Raw genomic sequence first — 15823 nt, forward strand, 5'->3', positions numbered from 1 at the left:
TACGCCCGAGAATGACGGCCTCCTTCTAACCCAGCAGATTGCGGATCGTGCGCATGAAGACGCGGGCGCCGGGCGCGATCAGGTCATCGGGGAAGTCGTAATCGGGATTGTGCAGCGGCGGCGTGTCCTCGCCGGAGCCGAGCAGGAACATCGCCGATTTCGAGGAACGACCGAACAGGCCGAAATCCTCGGAGCCGCGCTGCGGCGGCGTCTCGCCGCGCGCGATGCCTTCCTCGTCGCAGGCGCGGCGCAGATGCGCCACCGCTTCGGGATGGTTTTCGCAGTGATGGAAGACGTCCTGGTAGTCCATCGAAACGGTGAGCCCGCCGGCCGAGGCGGCCTCGCGTACCAGCGCCTCGGCCTCGGCGCAGAGCGAGCCCATCAGAGAATCGCTTAGCGTGCGCAACGTCGCCCAAAGCTCGGCGCGGCCGGGCGTGATGCCGAAGGCCGGCTCACCCATGCTGGCATGAGTGACGGTTACGAGGCTATAATTGCCCTCGAGCGCGCCGCCCGGGCCGAGCGCAGTCAGCTCCGGCATCAGACGGGCGAGCGCCTTCATCGGCGAGACCGCGTGTTCCGGCGTCGCCGCATGCGAGGTGTGGCCGGTCAGCACGATCTTGAGGCCGCGCGAGGCGCAGTTGGCTGGCCCTTCCGATATCCGGACGGACCCAAGCGGCAGGCCGGGCTTGTTGTGCAGCGAGAAGGAGAAGTCGGGCGCGATCTCCTTGAATTTCGGATCGGCGATCACGGCGGCGGCGCCGGCCCCCGTCTCCTCCGCCGGCTGGAACAGCAGGATCGCGCGCCCGCGCCGCGGCCGCTGCCGGCCGAGGCCGCGCGACAGTGCCGCGACGGTCGCCATATGGCCGTCATGGCCGCAAAGATGGCCCTTGCCCGCCACCTGCGAGGCATGTGGTGCGCCGGAGAGGTCCTCGATCGGCAAGGCATCGAGCTCGCAGCGGATCAGCACGGTTGGGCCGGGCTCGGCACCGTCATAGATCGCGGCGACGCCGTGGCCTCCGAGCTCGGCGACGATGCGGTCCGGTGCACTCGGCGCGAGGAAAGCGACGATCGCTTTTGCCGTCTCGCGCTCGTCGCCCGAGATCTCCGGCGCACGGTGCAGGGCATGGCGCAGCTCGATCAGCTCGACCATGTCGGAATTGGTGAGAAACATGCCTGGCGCTTCCTCGGATGATTTGCTGCGAGCATCACCAGCACGCCCGCAGGTTCAACCCCTGCCGGCGCCCGGCACCGGCAGGCGGCCATGCATCTCACTCACGCCGCCAGCAATCCCAGCGCCCGCTCGATCCGCGAGCAGCCGCCGCGCCCGCGCGCTTTGCGATAGGCGCGGCTGAGGCGGCCGCTGGCATAGGCGTCGACGACGATGGCGTGGACATAACTCTTGCGCACCACGGCCGGCGTGTTCACCAGCCGCTCGGCAATGGCGCGCATGATGTCGGCGAGCTGGCGCTTGCGGCCGCGCTCGCTGGCGGCGATGTCGGTCGAGAGCAGCAGCTCGGCTGCCGCCGCATTGGCGGCGAGCATGCGCAGATCCTTGCTCGACACGGACAGGCCAGCCGCTTCCTTCAGATAGGCGTTGATGTCGGCGGCGTTGATCGCAGCGACCGCGCCGTCCTCGGCCCGGTACTGGAACAGGCGTTTGCCGGGCAATGTCTTCAGCCGCAGCAGAGCGCGCGCAAGCGGGGCGTCGTCGCGGCCGCAGACGATATCCTTGCCGCCCTTGCCGCGGAAGGCGAGAGCGACATGCCTCCCAGTGATGTCGACATGGCGCTTCAGCAAGGTCGAGGCGCCATGGCTGCCATTGGTGCGGGCATAGACCTCGTTGCCGACACGGATATGGCAGCGATCGATGATCGCAGCGGCACAGGCGAGCGCCTTGCGGCGCGACAGGTCCCGGTCCTTGAGATCGGCGGCGATGCGCTCGCGCAGCTTCGGAAGGGCGGCGATCACGTGGCCGAGGCGCTTGAGCTTGCGGCGCTCGCGCACCTTCTCCCAATCGGGATGGTAGCGATGCTGGATACGACCGGCATCATCGCGCCCCGCTGCCTGAAGATGGGCGCGCGGATCGGCGGCGATGCGGACGTCCCGATAGGCCGGAGGAATCGCCAGCGAACGGATGCGGGCGAGCGTCTCCTCGTCGGTAATCCTGCCGCCGTCGGCGTCGCGATAGCCGAAATTGCGGCCGACCCTGACGCGACGGATGGTCAGATCGTCGACGGTCGCGCGGCGCAGTCGGCCGGACGACCTGGCCTTGTTCTCGGGCTTGGCGACCATGACCCTTCTCCGCAACGCGACGAGCAGCGGAGGAATGCGGGAGACGGCGGGAGGTTCCCGCTATAGCTCGATTGAAGAACTCCGGTCGTCCCGGGCGAAGCGGAGCGCAGACCCGGGACCCATTCCGGAACGGTTCAGGAATGGGTCCCGGATCGGCGCCGCTGACGCGGCTTGTCCGGGACGACCCGCTTTGGAAGCGCAAAGGGCAATGCTCTCAGCGTTTCGCCCGCGCCACGATCTGGGTCGGGTTGACGAAGCGCAGCGCGATGATGAGCCAGACCAGCGTCGTCACCATGTAGATCACCGCCATGGCGTCGATCGACTGCACGGCGCGCACGCCGGCGGCGAAGACCGCGTAGTAGAGCGCGACCACCAGCGTCTGGCTGGTCGGACCTGCGGTGAGGAAGGTCAGCTCGAACATCGCGATGGTGCGGACCAGCACGAGCAGCAGCGCGGCGAGGATGCCGGGCATCAGCAGCGGCAGCAGGACATGGATGAAGAGTTTGAAGGTGTTGGCGCCGAAGACGCGGGCCGCCGCCTCGATCTTGGTGTCGATCTGCTCGATGAAGGGGATCATCACCAGGATGACGAAGGGCACGGTCGGCACGAGGTTGGCGAGCACGACGCCCGACATCGAGCCCGCAAGGCCGGTGCGGTAGAGCACCGTCGCGAGCGGGATGCCGAAGGTGATCGGCGGCACCAGCAGCGGCAGCAGGAAGAGCAGCATCACCAGCTTCTTGCCGGGAAAATCGCGCCGCGCCAGCGCATAGGCGGCGGGCACGCCGATCAGCCCCGAGAGGAAGACGACGAGGAAGACGATCTGGAAGGTCACCGTCAGCACGTCGCCGAGCTGGAACTCGCTCCAGGCGGCGCCGTACCAGCGCGTCGTCCAGCCATCGGGCAGCCAGGAGCGCAGCCAGCGCGTCGAGAACGAACTCGTCACCACCGCGGCGATCATGCCGAACAGGTTGACGATAAAGAAGCCGATCAGCGTCCAATTGGCCGCGGCCCAGAGCTTGGTCGAGAGGCGGGTGTCCTTGACCATCGGATCAGCCCTTCCCGCCACCGGCCGGGCCGCGATAGAGCATGCCGCGCAGGCCCAGCACCGCGACGACGATGGCGAGCTGGACCATGCCCATGATCATCGCGACCGCCGAGGCCATCGAGTAGTCGTATTCCTCGAAGGCGGCCTGGTAGGCGGCGATCGAGATCACACGCGTCGGCCCTGCCGGCGCACCGAGCAGCACCGCCGAGGGGAAGACCGAAAAGGCCTGAACGAAGCTGAGGCAGAAAGTGATGGCGAGACCGGGCAGCAGCAGCGGGAAGAGGATGTGCTTGAAGCGCTGCCAGGGCCCGGCGCCGAGGGTCGCTCCGGCCTGCTCCAGCGCCGGATCGACGCCGGTGAGGTAGGACAGCGTCAAAAGGAAGGTGAAGGGGAAGCCGGTGATGACCAGCGAGAGCATGACGCCCCAGTAATTGTGCAGCAGCTTCACCGGCGAGGAGATGATGCCGAATGTCATCAGCGTCCGGTTGAACCAGCCTTGCGGGCCGAGATAGTTCAGCAGGCCTTCCGCGACAAGCACGGTGCCGAGCGTGATCGGGATCACCAGGATGGTGGTGAGCAGGCGCTGGTTCTTCATCAACCTGACGCGGAAGGCGATCGGGATCGCCAGCAGCAGCGTGACGATCGTCACCGGCATGGCAAGCCAGAGCGTGGTCGCGATCGTGTCGTAGAGGAACGAATCCGAGAAGAAGCGCTGGTAGTTCGCCAGCGCGCCGCCGGCCTTGGGATTGAAGGACAGGAACAGCCCGTAGAAGAACGGGTAGATGAACAGCGCCAGCAGGAAGAACACCGCTGGCAGGACGAGCAGGGTCAGCCCGTCGAGGCCGCGCGCGGCGAGGCGCTGCTTGAGCGGGATCTCGGCGGCGTTTGCGGACAGGGTGCTCATGCGCCCTCTCCGAAGACGAGGACGCGATCCGGAGCCGCCGCGAGGCTGATCTCGGTGCCGGGCGCGATGCGGCTATCGGCGAGGAAGGTCAGCGGCGTGTCATCCGCCATGCGGGCGAAGCCGACGAATTCGCGGCCGTGGAACTCGGTCGAAACCACCTTGGCCTTGAGGCCCGGCGCGCCGTCCGCCACCGGATGGAGGTCCTCCGGCCGGATCGAGATATGCGCGCCTTGCCCGGCCGCGACCGGCGATCTAACACGGCCGACGACACCGACTTCACCGACCGTGACCGTCGCCGTCTCCGCGGTGGCGGAGGCTACGCGGCCGGCGACCTTGTTGCGGAAGCCCATGAACTCGGCGACGTCGAGGTGGTCCGGCCGCGAGAACAGGTCCTCGGGACCGCCGACCTGGCGGATCTCGCCATCGCGCATCACCACGATGCGGTCGGCGAGCGAGAGCGCCTCCTCCTGGTCGTGCGTGACGTAGATCGTGGTGGCGCCGAGCGTGTTGTGGATGCGCCTGATCTCGGCGCGCATCTCAAGGCGCAGCTTGGCGTCGAGATTGGAGAGCGGCTCGTCCATCAGCACGAGGGGCGGCTGCACCGCGATGGCGCGGGCGATGGCGACGCGCTGCTGCTGGCCGCCGGAGAGCTGGCCGGGCAGCTTCTCCTCCTGGCCTTGCAGGCGCACCAGCGCGACCGCCTCAGCGACGCGGCGGTCGCTTTCCGCCTTGGCCATGCCGCGCATCTTCAGGCCGAAACCGATGTTCTTCTTCACGCTCATATGCGGGAAGAGCGCATAGCTCTGGAAGACCATCCCGAAGCCGCGCTCTTCAGGGCGCAGTGGATCGATGCGCTTATCGTCGAGCCAGATGCCGCCGCCGGTTGCCGGCAGCAAACCCGCGATCAGGTTCAGCGTCGTCGACTTGCCGCAGCCGGAGGGGCCGAGCAGTGCGATGAACTCGCCCTGCTTGATCGTCAGCGACACGTCCTTGACGGCGTTATGGGTACCAAAATCGCGGCAAAGCCGGTCGAGCCTGAGTTCGCGGAAATTCGCGGCATGTATCGACATGAAGGACCATCGGGTTCGAACGGATGGGCGGCCGGCTGCGGCCGATAACCGATTTCATGGAAAAGCTGGTCATCCCGGACGCAGCGAAGCGGAGATCCGGGATCCAGGCCCGAGCCTATCCGAAGACGGTTCAGGCATGGGTCCCGGGTCGAGCGAAGCTCGCCCGGGACGACAAGGGCGAGTTATTCTCGCAGGCTCACTTGCGCTTGGCGCCGCCGACCTGCTCGTCCCAGATGCGGAAGGCGACGACCATCTTCTCGGGCTCGAGCGGGGTCTCCATCGGGTTCTCGGCGATCAGCTTGTCGTATTCCGGCCGGCCGAACTCGGCGATGGCCTTCTGGCTTGAGGCCGGCGCCATCGAGAGCGGCACGTCCTTCACCGCCGGACCCGGATAGAAATAGCCCTCGTCATAGGTGTAGGCCTGCTGCTGCGGCGTCAGCATGTGACGGATCAGGTCGAGCAGCACGGCGAGCTTCTCGTCCGAGACGCCCTTGGGGATCATCATGTACTGGGCGTCGGTGACCCAGTGGAAACCCTTCAGCGCCTGGATCTTCGCCTCCTTCGGCACGACGCCGAGGACACGCGGGTTGATGTCCCAGCCGGTGGTCGAGACGATGATGTCGCGCGAGCCGTCGCCGAGCTCCTTCATCGTCGCGCCAGTGCCGCCGGGGTAGTATTCGATATTCTCGCCCAGGGCCTTCAGATAGGCCCAGGTCTTGTCCCAGCCCTTGGCCGGATCCTTGGGATCGCTGTCGCCGAGGATATAGGGCAGGCCCATGATCCAGGTACGGCCGGGGCCGGAATTGGCCGGGCGGGCATAGAGGAAGCGGTTCTTGTTCTGCTTCGTCCAGTCGAGCAGCTCCTGCGCCGTGGTCGGCGGGGTCTTGACCTTGTCGGGCATGTATTCGAGTAGCGGGCCGGACGGGTAATAGACCATCGCCATGGCCTGGCCGCGCCCGAGATTGTGCATGGCGAGCGCAGGCTTCAGGTAGATGTCCTCAGGCTTCGGCAGTTCAGAGGCGAAGCGCGGCAGCAGCTCGACCCAGAGCTTCTGGTCGATGCCGGCCGAGAGCACGTCGAGGCCGCCGATGACGAAATCGATGTCGAGGCGGCCGGCGTCCTGCTGCGCCTTAAGCTTGGCGGGCAGCTCCGGCGCGGGCGCCTTGGTGAAGACCATCCGCGAGACGGCCTTGGGGTTGGCCTTGGGGTAGTTTTCAAGCGGCGTCTGGACCAGGGCGAGCGCCCCGCCAACGTCGATGACGCTGATCGTCAGCGGCGACGCCGGCAGCTTGAGCGTTTGAGCGAAGGCTCCGGGCGCGGCCGCGATACCGGCCATGCCAGCGACGCCGCCGAGGAATGTACGGCGATGGATCGTATCCTGGACCATGATCTCCCCTCCCGGCGGCCTTGCCGCCTGCTGTTTCCCCAGCCCGTGAAAAGCGGGCTCTTGCGGCACTTTCAGCACCGGCTTCTACTGAAATCGTGGCTTTCGGAGTTGACGCCTCCGTTCGAGCCGGTATCCTAGTATACTAGTGAACAAGAGCTTGGCAATGGGCATCGCCGCGGCGAGACAGAGCACCGACCAGATCTACCGGGCGTTGCGCGGCGATGTGCTGAACGCGGTCCTGCGCCCGGGCGAGGCGATCTCGGAAGCGCGCATGGCGCTGCAGTTTGGTGTCAGCCGCACGCCGGTGCGCGAGTCTTTCAAGCGGCTGGTCGAGGACGGCTTCCTTGTCGTCGTCCCGCAAGTCGGCACCTTCGTCGCGCCGATCGACCTCGCTGCGGTCTATGACAGCCAGTTCGTGCGCGAGACGCTGGAATGCCGCACGGTGGCTCTGGCGGCAAAAAACATCGACGGGGCCGGGCGGGCCGCCCTCGCCGCTCTCATCGCGCAGCAGGAGCAGGCGCTCGCCGATGGCGACCGGGTCGGCTTCTTCCGCGGTGACGAGGAGTTCCATGCCGAACTGGCGCGGCTTTCCGGCCACTCTTCGGTCTGGGGACTGATCGAAAGCGTCAAGGCGCAGCTCGACCGGGTCCGCTGCCTGTCGCTCGATACCGGCGGCTGGTCGGAGATGATCCTGGGCGAGCACCGCGAGATCGCAGAAGCCGTCAGCGCCGGCGACGAGGCCCGGGCCGAGCGCACCATGCGGGCGCATCTGCGCACCGTCTTCGACGCGATCGAGACGATCGCGCGCGACCATGTCGACGCCTTTGCGGCAAGCGGCGGCCTCAGCAAACCCACCTAAAAAGCCGCGACAGACGGCGCTCCAAAAGGACAGCAACGATGGAACAGACCTGGCGCTGGTTCGGCCCGGACGATGTGGTGACGCTCGCCCAGGCCCGTCAGGCGGGCGCGCGCGGTATCGTCAACGCGCTGCACCAGATCCCCTATGGCGTGGTCTGGAGCGTCGAGGAGATCGAGAAGCGGAAAGCGATCATCGAGGCCGACAAGAGCCTCGGCCTGCGCTGGTCGGTGGTCGAGAGCCTGCCCATCCACGAGGACGTCAAGATCGGCGAAGGCGACCTCGAGACGATCTTCGCCAATTACCGCCAGTCGCTGCGCAACCTCGCCGCCTGCGGCATCGAGGTGGTCTGCTACAACTTCATGCCGGTGCTGGACTGGACCCGAACCGACCTCGCCCAACCCCTCCCCGGCGGCGGCACGGCGCTGCGCTTCAACCTGCACGAATATGTCGTCGTCGACCATTTCATGCTGCAGCGGCCAGGCTCAGACGAAGGCCATCCGGCCGAGGTGATGGACAGGGCCAGGGCCTGGTTCGAGCGCTCCTCGGAGGCCGACCGAACCAGGCTGATGGCCAACATCATGGCGGGTCTGCCCGGCGCCTATGACCGCTACGATGTGCCGGGGCTGAAGCGCATCCTCGCGCGCTATGCCGATATGAGCCATGACGGGCTGCGCGCCAATCTCAAGCGCTTCCTCGAGGCGGTGATCCCGACCGCCGAAGAGGTCGGAATCCGCATGTGCATCCATCCGGACGATCCGCCGCGGCCGCTCTTCGGCCTGCCGCGCATCTGCTCGACCGAGGACGACATCGCCTTCATCCTCGGGGCGGTCGAGAGCCCCTCGAACGGGCTGACCCTCTGCTCCGGCTCGCTCGGCGCCAATCCGAAGAACGATGTGCCGGCCATCGCCCGCCGCTTCGCCGACCGGATCTGGTTCGCGCACCTGCGCAACGTCGCCAAGGACCCGGACGGCTCCTTCATGGAGGCCGAACATCTCGGCGGCGACACCGACATGGTCGCCCTGGTCGACGCGCTGATGGCCGAGCAGACCCGGCGCAAGGCCGCAGGCTGGCGACACTGGCGCATCCCGATGCGGCCCGACCACGGCCATGAACTGCTCGACGACGCCAAGAAGGGTTCGTTCCCCGGCTATCCGGCGGTCGGCCGGCTGCGCGGCCTGGCGGAGCTGCGCGGGGTGATGACGGCGCTGTCGAGCGTCAAGGGTTATGCGAGCTGAGGCGGCGGCGCGGCAGCCATGCTCGCGCTCGACCATCTGACCGTCATCGCGCCGACCCTGACCGAGGGCGTCGCGCACGTGCGCGCCTGCCTCGACCTCGACGTGCCGTTCGGGCAGCGGCACGCCTATATGGGCACTCACAACCACCTGCTCCAGCTCGGTGACGCGACCTATCTGGAGATCGTAGCCCTCGACCCGCAGGGTGAGGAGCCGCCCTGCCCGCGCTGGTTCGGGCTGGGCGATCAGAGACAGGTCCGGGCGGATTGGGATGCCGGAAGGCGCCTGCGCGGCTGGGTGGCGAGGACCGTCGCGATCGACGCGATCATCGCCGGGCGCGAGCATGTCTTCGGCAGAACAGTCGCCTTGCCCTGGGCGGAGCCGTTGTTCGACTTCGCCCTCCCCGAGGACGGCTCGCTTCCGCTAGGCGGCGCCGCTCCGTCGATCATCGACCGGCGCGGCAAACCGCGTTCGATGGCGACGATGGCCGATCTCGGCGCCCGGCTCCTGTCATTCTCCCTGAATCACCCCGACGCGGCCGCGGTCGCCAAGCTCTACGAAGAACTCGATATCGATCGCCCCCCAGCGATCATGCATGGCAGCGAGCTGCGCTATCGCGCGCAGATCGAGACACCGGCCGGCCTGAAGGTGTTGTCCTGAAGCGGTGACACCCGTTCAGGTTCCGGCAAGCTGGGTCCGGCTCCTCAGCAGCGGCAGCGCAGTGACGACGACCGGGACGATCAGGAGCGCCCAGGCGCAGGCATAGCCGAACCGGTCGGCGGCCAGGCCGAAGAGCCAGGGCCCAAGCGCCATGACGATCAGGCACAGCGTCGAAGCGAAGCTCACCGTCGAGGCGATCGAGCTACGCGGGGCCATCTCGGCGATATCGAGCAGATAGAGCGGGAACCAGCCGATTCCGAAGATGCCGAAGAGCACGAGCACGGCTGCCGCCAGAGGCGCGGGCACGCCGGCCGGCAGCGCGGCGAGCGCCGCGGCGGCAGCGGCCCCGAGCAGCGCGGTCACGGCGAAGGACTGGGAGCGCCGCCCGGGCCGCAGCCTGTCACTGAGCCAGGGCAGCAGCACGCGGCCCGGAATGCCGGCCAATTGCGCCAACGCGAACAGGCTCGCCGCACCGAGCATGCCGAGCGCGAGCGCGTCGGCCATGTAGCCGATCGCATGGGCGGTGAAGGTGAACTGGAAGGCCGACATCGCGATGCCGAGGCGCAACACCGGCCAGAACCGTGGATTTTCGCCGACGGTCCGGATCAGCTCGCGCAAGGCCAATGGTGTCTCGCGCTTGGCCTGCGCCGCGCCGCCTTCCTTGTACAAGAGCAGGAACAGCAGCGCCCCGAGCAGCGACACAGCCGCGCTCGACCAGGCGGCCGCAGCCAGGCCGAAGCGCACGGCGAGCAGCGGCAGCAGTGCGGCCGCAATCATCGTGCCCAGGGGCACCGCCGCCTGCCGGAAGCCGGTCGCGAGACCGCGATGCTGCGGTGGAAACCAGCGCATGATCGCCCTTGTCCCACCCGGCTGCACCGCCGCATAGGTGCCGCCCAGAACGCTCATGCAGAGCAGGAGCCCGATCAATTCGCTGGCCAGGGCCGCCGCGACCATCGCGAGGGCCATGCCGACCATGGCGATGCCGACCACGACCCGCTCGCCATGGCGATCGATCGCGCGGCCGAGTGAAACCATCGTCAGGATCTGGGTGCCGTTCATGGCGGTAACGGCGAGCGCGGCAGAAGCCAGCGATATACCGAACGCATCCCGCCAGAACGGAACGAGGATATAGACGCCCTGCGAAACGAAGGACCCCGCCGTCTGCGTCGCGACCGCGACGGTCAGCACGGTCCAGATGTAGGGATCGGTCCCGTCGCGGCTCGCAGCCTCCTCGGGAACTGGGCTCGGGCTGGTCGTCGACATGGGCAGCAGGGCTTTCCTGGAACGCTGCTATCACAGAACACTGTCGACGAAGCGATCGAAACTGTCGCCATTGGTGTTTCAATGATATCATCTTGTTATGGAAACGCGTCCCATACTCGACCCGGAAGCCGTCGAGACCTTCGTCCTCGTAGCGGAGCATCGCTCCTTCACGCGCGCCGCCGGGCTGCTGAACACCACCCAGGCAGCCGCCTCGCTACGCCTGCGCCGGCTTGAGGAGCGGCTGGGCCAGCGCCTGCTCGAACGGACGCCGAGGCGCGTCAGCCTCACCTCCGCCGGAGAACGCTTTCTCGTCCCGGCGCGGGAATTCCTGGCAGCACATCGCCGTGCGACCGACGCGCTGTCATCCGACAACGTTCGTCTTTCCGTCGGCATCACGCATCATCTCGTCGGTCCGGACCTAGCCCGCCTGCTTCAGGCCGCGAGCAAGCGTGATGGCGGCGTGACCCTGAACCTCCGGATCGGTGCGACGCGCACCCTGCTCCAGCGCTACGATGCTGGCGAGATCGATGCGGTCGTCGCGCTGCGCTATGACGAAAGCCGCCGCGATGGCGAAGTGCTGACACTGGCGCAGTTCGGCTGGTTCTGCGCGCCGGATCTCCCGATCTCCCGGGGCCAGCCGCTGCCTCTGGCGGCCCAGCCGGAACCCTGCAAACTGCGCCTGACGGCGGTGGAGGCGCTGGAGGCGGCCGGCATTGCGTGGCGCGAGGCCTTCACCGGCGAGGGCGCCGCGGCGGTCGGCGCCGCCGCGATGGCAGGCCTCGGCGTCGCCCTGCTCGCCCGTCAGGCGGCGCCTGCGAGCCTGAGCGAGGTCGGAACGCAGCTCGATCTTCCCACCGTACCGACCCGGCCGATCATCCTGCATTCGAGCGTCGGCCAGAGCCGGGCCGCGGCGACGCTCAGCGCGATCGCAGCGGCGTTTCGCTCGTGAGCTCATCAGCTATCTCAGCACATAGCCCGCCTCGGTCAGCGGCGCATATTCGTAGCGGCAGTTCCATTCGTAGAGGCCGCACTCCCCGATGCTCAACCGGTTCATGAGCAAAGCCTCCCGCAGCGCCGCACCGCCGGGACGACTGATGCGGATGACGTGAAACCAGAGGCGGTGATAGTTGACCTCGACCAGCTCACGGATGAAGCGGTTATGGGAGCTGCGCCCAAGATCGCGCCCATAGGTTCGGATGCGCTGGTATAGCGTCACCGGCGCCTTGCCGATGTATTTCGGGTAGAAGGTCTCGCGCTGAATGTAGCCGATCTCGTAGACGCCGGGGACTTGCAGGTAGGTTTCATACTCCTTGTAGTCCGAGAGCTTCATCGCGTCCGACCAGCGCGCCATCATCCCCTCCCAGTCGCTGCAAGCTTAAATCCTAGGTTGCAGCACGCCGATCGGCAATCGCAGTTCGGTCAAACCAGGAGGCGCTGATCCGCCAGATGCACCAGCCGCCCGCCGCCAATGGTCGCGACGACGCCCGGCTGCGGCTCCGGCGCGACGAGGATGAGGTCGGCGCGCTTTCCGGAAGCGATGACGCCCGTCTCAACCGGCGAGGAGAGCGACACCCGCAAGCACGAGCCCGCCACCGGCGATCCGCGCAATGAGCGGCGCACGGGTAGCGATCACGCCAGCCAGCATGATGCCGACGAGATGGAGCACCGCCGTCGCGAGGATGAAGCCCAGCGCATAGGCGAGACCGCTGGCGTTCTCCGGCAGCTCGGCGCCATGGGCGAAACCATGGAAGATGGCGAGGATGCCGCAGGCGAGCGTGCCGGCTGCGAGCGGCGGCGACGCCTTCAGTGCGACCGCGGCGCCGAGGATGACCACCGAGAAGGCGATGCCGATCTCGACGCCCGGGAGTGCGCCGCCTGCCATGCCCCAAGCGCCCGCCAGCGCCATCGTGGTGACGAAGGCGGCTGGGTAGGCGATGCGCGCCTTGCCGCCGACCAGCCCGGCCCAGAGGCCGACGGCGACCATGGCCAGCACATGGTCGAGCCCGGTCAGCGGGTGCATCAGGCCATGCATCAAACCATCGACCGGCCCGGCACCGGTATGGGCGAAGGCCGGGGTCGAGGCGAGAGCCAGCAGCATGGCAACAGATCCGATCGCTCGCAGTATCATCATCAATGCCATCCTCAGCTCACGGCCGACGCCTTCAGACCGCCGGCGGTCTCGATGAAGTCGACAACCGGGCCGAGGCGTTCCCCTGCCGCACATTGCGGAAGGCACAGGAACGCTTGCTGTGCATGGTCGTCGACTTTCCGTCCATCGTAGCAAGATCCGCGCCGATATAGCGCCGTCTTGCCGGAGCCGGGCGGCTGCCGATGCCCGCAGCAGCGGATCAAGAGGGAGAAGCTCATCGCTCAGGAGCCTTGCAAAAGCAGTATCGCATAGCCTGCGGCGATCAGCAGGCAGAGCGGTGAATAGTAGCGGCGGTCATTGCTGGCGAAGGGCTCGCGCGGATGCAGCCGCCGCCAGGCCGGCAGGAAGCCAGCGATACCACGGAGCAGGAAGACGGCCGTGATGGCGCAGCCAGCGAGGAATATGAGCAGACGCTGGGTGCCTGCGCTCGGTCCCTGCGCCAGCAGCAGCGGCCAGATCGCCGTTACGGCAATGGCCAGCGCGACCGCCAGGCACAGGCCCGGGGACGGCATGCGCCGCGCGCTCGCATTGCCGATGACGGTCGCGACCAATTCATCCTCGCTCGCCGCAGGCCAGAGACCGCCCCGCCCCCAGTAGGCATGCAGGCCGGCTATCGCGGCCAAGAGCAGTGTCAGCGCGGTGGCGATGGCCAAGATCACGAGCGGACCAGCCGCAGGGCGAGTTCCAACCCGAAGGCACGGCCGTCGAGACCTTGGAGCGCCATGATGTCTGTCCGCGCGCGCTGCAGGACTCAGTGGTCGTGCTTGTGACCTTTGTGGCCGTGCTCGTGGCCGTGATGGCCATGGTCATGCTTGTGGCCGTGGTCGTCATGATGGTGGTGATCATGGCCGCAGCCGCAGGACGCGCCATGCTCGTGCGCATGATGGTGCTCGTGGCCATGGTCGTGGTCGTGGCCAGCATGGGCATGGCCATGGTCATGGCCGTGATGATGATGGCCATGATCATGGCCGCAGGCGTCGCCATGCTCGTGATGATGGACTTCGGGCTCGGGCTGGAACGGCCGCTCGATTTCGCTCATCGCGCAGCCCTGGCCGCGAACCAGCTCGGCGAGCGCCGCATCGCGCTCCACATAGATCGCGTCGGCGGTGACTTCGGCCGAAACATGATGCCCGCCGAGATGCCAGGCGAGACGCGTCAATCGTAGCGGATTCTCGGCGGTGATCGCGATCAGCTTTTCCGCCGCCGCCCTGATCAAGACCAGCGAGCCGTCTTCCAACTTGACGGCATCGCCGTCATTCAGCGCGGTCGGCTTGTCGAGATCGAGCAGGATCTCCCGCCCGCCATCGCCCTTGTGCGCGGCATGGCGAGCATTGCGGCCATGATGGTCGAGGGTGAGGGTCTCGACGACCCGGTCCTGCTTGACCGCGGCCTTGCGGACGACGGAGATGGCGCGCTGCATGGAGAAACCCGTGGCGTGATGGATCAGAGGCGATCGACCGATCGCGGTTCCACCACTTCGATCACCGGAGCAGCGCTGACGCAAGTCCCTGCGATGGCGAGGAAGGCCTGGAGATGGGCCTGCTGCATATGCCGGTCGACATCGGCGCGCTTTTCCCAGCTTTCGACACTGATGAAATGGCCGGGGTCGGCGAGGTTTTCACAAATGTCGTAGCCAAGGCAGCCCTGCTCGCGGCGTGTGGCCGCAATGCAGTCGTGCGCCGCCGCGATGAAGCGTTCGCGCTCGGCCGGAAGAACCCTGGCGCGGGCGATGACGAGGACGGGATCGGACATGCAGGACGGGTCTCCACTGTACGCAAGCGCCAGATACGGCGGAGAACGGCGCCTGGATGCAGGCTCCCGCTCAATTAGCCGCATAAATAACTCTGGCTCGCGCGATGGCAGCGCGGTTAGATCGCTGCGCCTATAATCAGGGGAATCTCATGCTCAGAATTTCAGCACGCCGCGCCCGTAATTTCGGCAGCGCCTTGGCGGGCCTTTGCCTCGCGGCTGCACTTCCGCTGGCTGCCCAGGCGCAGACGACGCTGGAGCGGATCAAGCAACGCGGCCATCTGATCTGCGGCACCAGTCAGGGCGTCGCCGGCTTCTCGCTGCCCGACGCGCAGGGGCAGTGGCGCGGCTTCGACACCGATCTTTGCCGGGCGCTGGCCGCAGCGATCTTCAACGATCAGGAGAAGGCGAAATACATCTCGCTCGCCTCGAAGGACCGGCTGACCGTGCTGCAGAGCGGCGAGATCGACGTGCTGTCGCGCACCACGACCTGGACGCTCGGCCGCGACGCCGGCTTCGGCCTCAACTTCACCGCGATCAACTATTTCGACGGCCAGGGCTTCCTGGTGCGCAAAAGCACCGGCGTGAAGGACCTCAAGGCGCTGAACGGCGCCTCGATCTGCGTCGCGCAGGGCACCACGACCGAGCTCAACCTCGCCGACTATTTCCGCAATCACGGCATGAAGTACGAGGTCATCGCCTATGCCGGCCTCGATGAGACCATCCAGGCCTATGAGGCCGGGCGCTGTGACGCCTACACCACCGACCTGTCGCAGCTGGCGGCGAACCGGATGAAACTCAAGGCCCCGGCCGAGCACGATCTCCTGCCCGAGATGATCTCAAAGGAGCCGCTCGGCCCCTGGGTCCGCCAAGGCGACGACGCCTGGTTCGATATCGTGCGCTGGACCGTCTACGCCCTGCTGAACGCCGAGGAGTTCGGGATTACCCAGGCCAATGTCGACGAAATGGTGAAATCGGCCAATCCCGAGATCAAGCGCCTGCTCGGCAGCGAAGGCAAGTTCGGCGAGAGCCTTGGCCTCACCAACGACTGGGTGGTGCGCATCGTCAAGGCAGTCGGCAATTACGGCGAGAGCTTCGACCGGCATCTCGGCGCCAAGTCGCCGCTCAACCTGCCGCGCGGGATGAACAGGCTGTGGACGCAGGGCGGCCTGCAATACGCGCCGCCGGTGCGGTGACGACCTCTATCGCTTGA

19 protein-coding genes are annotated in these 15823 nt (G+C 67.0%); 5 read left to right on the top strand and 14 right to left on the bottom strand.

All coding sequences use genetic code 11. The features are described 5' to 3' along the window. Positions 1-25 precede the first annotated feature (25 nt). The 6 genes from V7S63_RS05910 to V7S63_RS05935 form a co-directional block, all read right to left on the bottom strand. The gene (locus V7S63_RS05910) at positions 26-1171 is read right to left on the bottom strand and encodes an amidohydrolase (RefSeq protein WP_336529531.1); all 1146 of its coding nucleotides are present in this window, start codon (positions 1169-1171) and stop codon (positions 26-28) included. A 101-nt stretch (positions 1172-1272) separates the two neighbouring features. Beyond that, positions 1273-2292 (bottom strand): DNA topoisomerase IB, encoded by a 1020-nt coding sequence (locus tag V7S63_RS05915; protein ID WP_336529532.1) that lies wholly within the window; start codon positions 2290-2292, stop codon positions 1273-1275. Between the two features lie 214 nt (positions 2293-2506). Continuing rightward, entirely contained in the window at positions 2507-3337 is an 831-nt protein-coding gene (locus tag V7S63_RS05920; protein WP_091830929.1) for an ABC transporter permease, read from the bottom strand. Between the two features lie 4 nt (positions 3338-3341). Beyond that, positions 3342-4241 carry an ABC transporter permease gene (locus tag V7S63_RS05925; protein WP_091830931.1) on the bottom strand — a complete coding sequence of 300 codons (900 nt, stop codon included), beginning with the start codon at positions 4239-4241 and terminating at the stop codon, positions 3342-3344. Beyond that, entirely contained in the window at positions 4238-5311 is a 1074-nt protein-coding gene (locus V7S63_RS05930; protein ID WP_091830933.1) for an ABC transporter ATP-binding protein, read from the bottom strand. The genes V7S63_RS05925 and V7S63_RS05930 overlap by 4 nt, the downstream gene beginning before the upstream one ends. A gap of 196 nt (positions 5312-5507) precedes the next feature. Further along, entirely contained in the window at positions 5508-6698 is a 1191-nt protein-coding gene (locus V7S63_RS05935; protein WP_336529533.1) for an extracellular solute-binding protein, read from the bottom strand. A gap of 163 nt (positions 6699-6861) precedes the next feature. Here V7S63_RS05935 and V7S63_RS05940 point away from each other — a divergent pair, with 163 nt between their 5' ends. Genes V7S63_RS05940 through V7S63_RS05950 form a run of 3 tightly spaced genes read left to right on the top strand, consistent with a single transcriptional unit; the run spans position 6862 to position 9449 of the window. Next, entirely contained in the window at positions 6862-7557 is a 696-nt protein-coding gene (locus tag V7S63_RS05940; protein WP_091830938.1) for a GntR family transcriptional regulator, read from the top strand. Positions 7558-7595: 38 nt separating this feature from the next. Next, complete coding sequence (uxuA, locus tag V7S63_RS05945) at positions 7596-8792, top strand: mannonate dehydratase (protein ID WP_336529534.1); 1197 nt, start codon at positions 7596-7598, stop codon at positions 8790-8792. Positions 8793-8810: 18 nt separating this feature from the next. Beyond that, positions 8811-9449 (top strand): VOC family protein, encoded by a 639-nt coding sequence (locus V7S63_RS05950; RefSeq protein WP_336529535.1) that lies wholly within the window; start codon positions 8811-8813, stop codon positions 9447-9449. A gap of 15 nt (positions 9450-9464) precedes the next feature. Here the strand turns inward: V7S63_RS05950 and V7S63_RS05955 are convergent, their stop codons facing one another. After that, on the bottom strand, positions 9465-10712 hold the full coding sequence (locus tag V7S63_RS05955; protein ID WP_336529536.1) for an MFS transporter: 1248 nt from the start codon (positions 10710-10712) through the stop codon (positions 9465-9467). Positions 10713-10809: 97 nt separating this feature from the next. Between V7S63_RS05955 and V7S63_RS05960 the strand changes: the two genes are divergently transcribed. Beyond that, complete coding sequence (locus V7S63_RS05960) at positions 10810-11661, top strand: LysR family transcriptional regulator (protein WP_336529537.1); 852 nt, start codon at positions 10810-10812, stop codon at positions 11659-11661. A gap of 9 nt (positions 11662-11670) precedes the next feature. Here V7S63_RS05960 and V7S63_RS05965 read toward each other — a convergent pair whose 3' ends face one another. From V7S63_RS05965 to V7S63_RS05995, 7 genes are all read right to left on the bottom strand, one after another. Continuing rightward, positions 11671-12063 carry a hypothetical protein gene (locus tag V7S63_RS05965; protein WP_336529538.1) on the bottom strand — a complete coding sequence of 131 codons (393 nt, stop codon included), beginning with the start codon at positions 12061-12063 and terminating at the stop codon, positions 11671-11673. A gap of 68 nt (positions 12064-12131) precedes the next feature. Further along, positions 12132-12284, bottom strand: coding sequence for a hypothetical protein (locus V7S63_RS05970; RefSeq protein WP_336529539.1), 153 nt, complete (start codon positions 12282-12284; stop codon positions 12132-12134). Next, positions 12262-12810, bottom strand: a complete 549-nt coding sequence (locus tag V7S63_RS05975) for a HupE/UreJ family protein (RefSeq protein ID WP_336529540.1) — start codon at positions 12808-12810, stop codon at positions 12262-12264. Before V7S63_RS05975 ends, V7S63_RS05970 begins: the two co-directional genes overlap by 23 nt. 44 nt (positions 12811-12854) lie before the next feature. Continuing rightward, entirely contained in the window at positions 12855-13079 is a 225-nt protein-coding gene (locus tag V7S63_RS05980) for a hypothetical protein (RefSeq protein WP_336529541.1), read from the bottom strand. 3 nt (positions 13080-13082) lie between these two features. Next, complete coding sequence (locus V7S63_RS05985) at positions 13083-13520, bottom strand: DUF3995 domain-containing protein (RefSeq protein WP_336529542.1); 438 nt, start codon at positions 13518-13520, stop codon at positions 13083-13085. Between the two features lie 92 nt (positions 13521-13612). Further along, entirely contained in the window at positions 13613-14281 is a 669-nt protein-coding gene (locus V7S63_RS05990; protein ID WP_336529543.1) for an urease accessory protein UreE, read from the bottom strand. Between the two features lie 23 nt (positions 14282-14304). Then, positions 14305-14613 (bottom strand): putative quinol monooxygenase, encoded by a 309-nt coding sequence (locus V7S63_RS05995; protein WP_100959729.1) that lies wholly within the window; start codon positions 14611-14613, stop codon positions 14305-14307. Between the two features lie 149 nt (positions 14614-14762). On the opposite strand from V7S63_RS05995, the gene V7S63_RS06000 reads away from it, so the two are divergent. After that, positions 14763-15806 carry an amino acid ABC transporter substrate-binding protein gene (locus V7S63_RS06000; RefSeq protein ID WP_336529544.1) on the top strand — a complete coding sequence of 348 codons (1044 nt, stop codon included), beginning with the start codon at positions 14763-14765 and terminating at the stop codon, positions 15804-15806. Positions 15807-15823 lie beyond the last annotated feature (17 nt).

This window comes from Allobosea sp. CCNWLY174, from assembly GCF_037120455.1.
Taxonomy (GTDB): domain Bacteria; phylum Pseudomonadota; class Alphaproteobacteria; order Rhizobiales; family Beijerinckiaceae; genus Allobosea; species Allobosea lupini.

Coding starts and splice junctions, on each gene's coding strand:
- V7S63_RS05935 (WP_336529533.1), bottom strand. CDS start 6,698: ATGGTCCAGGATACGATCCATCGCCGTACATTCCTCGGCGGCGTCGCT.
- V7S63_RS05965 (WP_336529538.1), bottom strand. CDS start 12,063: ATGGCGCGCTGGTCGGACGCGATGAAGCTCTCGGACTACAAGGAGTAT.
- V7S63_RS05990 (WP_336529543.1), bottom strand. CDS start 14,281: ATGCAGCGCGCCATCTCCGTCGTCCGCAAGGCCGCGGTCAAGCAGGAC.
- uxuA (WP_336529534.1), top strand. CDS start 7,596: ATGGAACAGACCTGGCGCTGGTTCGGCCCGGACGATGTGGTGACGCTC.
- V7S63_RS05960 (WP_336529537.1), top strand. CDS start 10,810: ATGGAAACGCGTCCCATACTCGACCCGGAAGCCGTCGAGACCTTCGTC.
- V7S63_RS05955 (WP_336529536.1), bottom strand. CDS start 10,712: ATGTCGACGACCAGCCCGAGCCCAGTTCCCGAGGAGGCTGCGAGCCGC.
- V7S63_RS05975 (WP_336529540.1), bottom strand. CDS start 12,810: ATGCTGCTGGCTCTCGCCTCGACCCCGGCCTTCGCCCATACCGGTGCC.
- V7S63_RS06000 (WP_336529544.1), top strand. CDS start 14,763: ATGCTCAGAATTTCAGCACGCCGCGCCCGTAATTTCGGCAGCGCCTTG.
- V7S63_RS05980 (WP_336529541.1), bottom strand. CDS start 13,079: ATGAGCTTCTCCCTCTTGATCCGCTGCTGCGGGCATCGGCAGCCGCCC.
- V7S63_RS05915 (WP_336529532.1), bottom strand. CDS start 2,292: ATGGTCGCCAAGCCCGAGAACAAGGCCAGGTCGTCCGGCCGACTGCGC.
- V7S63_RS05920 (WP_091830929.1), bottom strand. CDS start 3,337: ATGGTCAAGGACACCCGCCTCTCGACCAAGCTCTGGGCCGCGGCCAAT.
- V7S63_RS05910 (WP_336529531.1), bottom strand. CDS start 1,171: ATGTTTCTCACCAATTCCGACATGGTCGAGCTGATCGAGCTGCGCCAT.
- V7S63_RS05950 (WP_336529535.1), top strand. CDS start 8,811: ATGCTCGCGCTCGACCATCTGACCGTCATCGCGCCGACCCTGACCGAG.
- V7S63_RS05925 (WP_091830931.1), bottom strand. CDS start 4,241: ATGAGCACCCTGTCCGCAAACGCCGCCGAGATCCCGCTCAAGCAGCGC.
- V7S63_RS05995 (WP_100959729.1), bottom strand. CDS start 14,613: ATGTCCGATCCCGTCCTCGTCATCGCCCGCGCCAGGGTTCTTCCGGCC.
- V7S63_RS05930 (WP_091830933.1), bottom strand. CDS start 5,311: ATGTCGATACATGCCGCGAATTTCCGCGAACTCAGGCTCGACCGGCTT.
- V7S63_RS05940 (WP_091830938.1), top strand. CDS start 6,862: ATGGGCATCGCCGCGGCGAGACAGAGCACCGACCAGATCTACCGGGCG.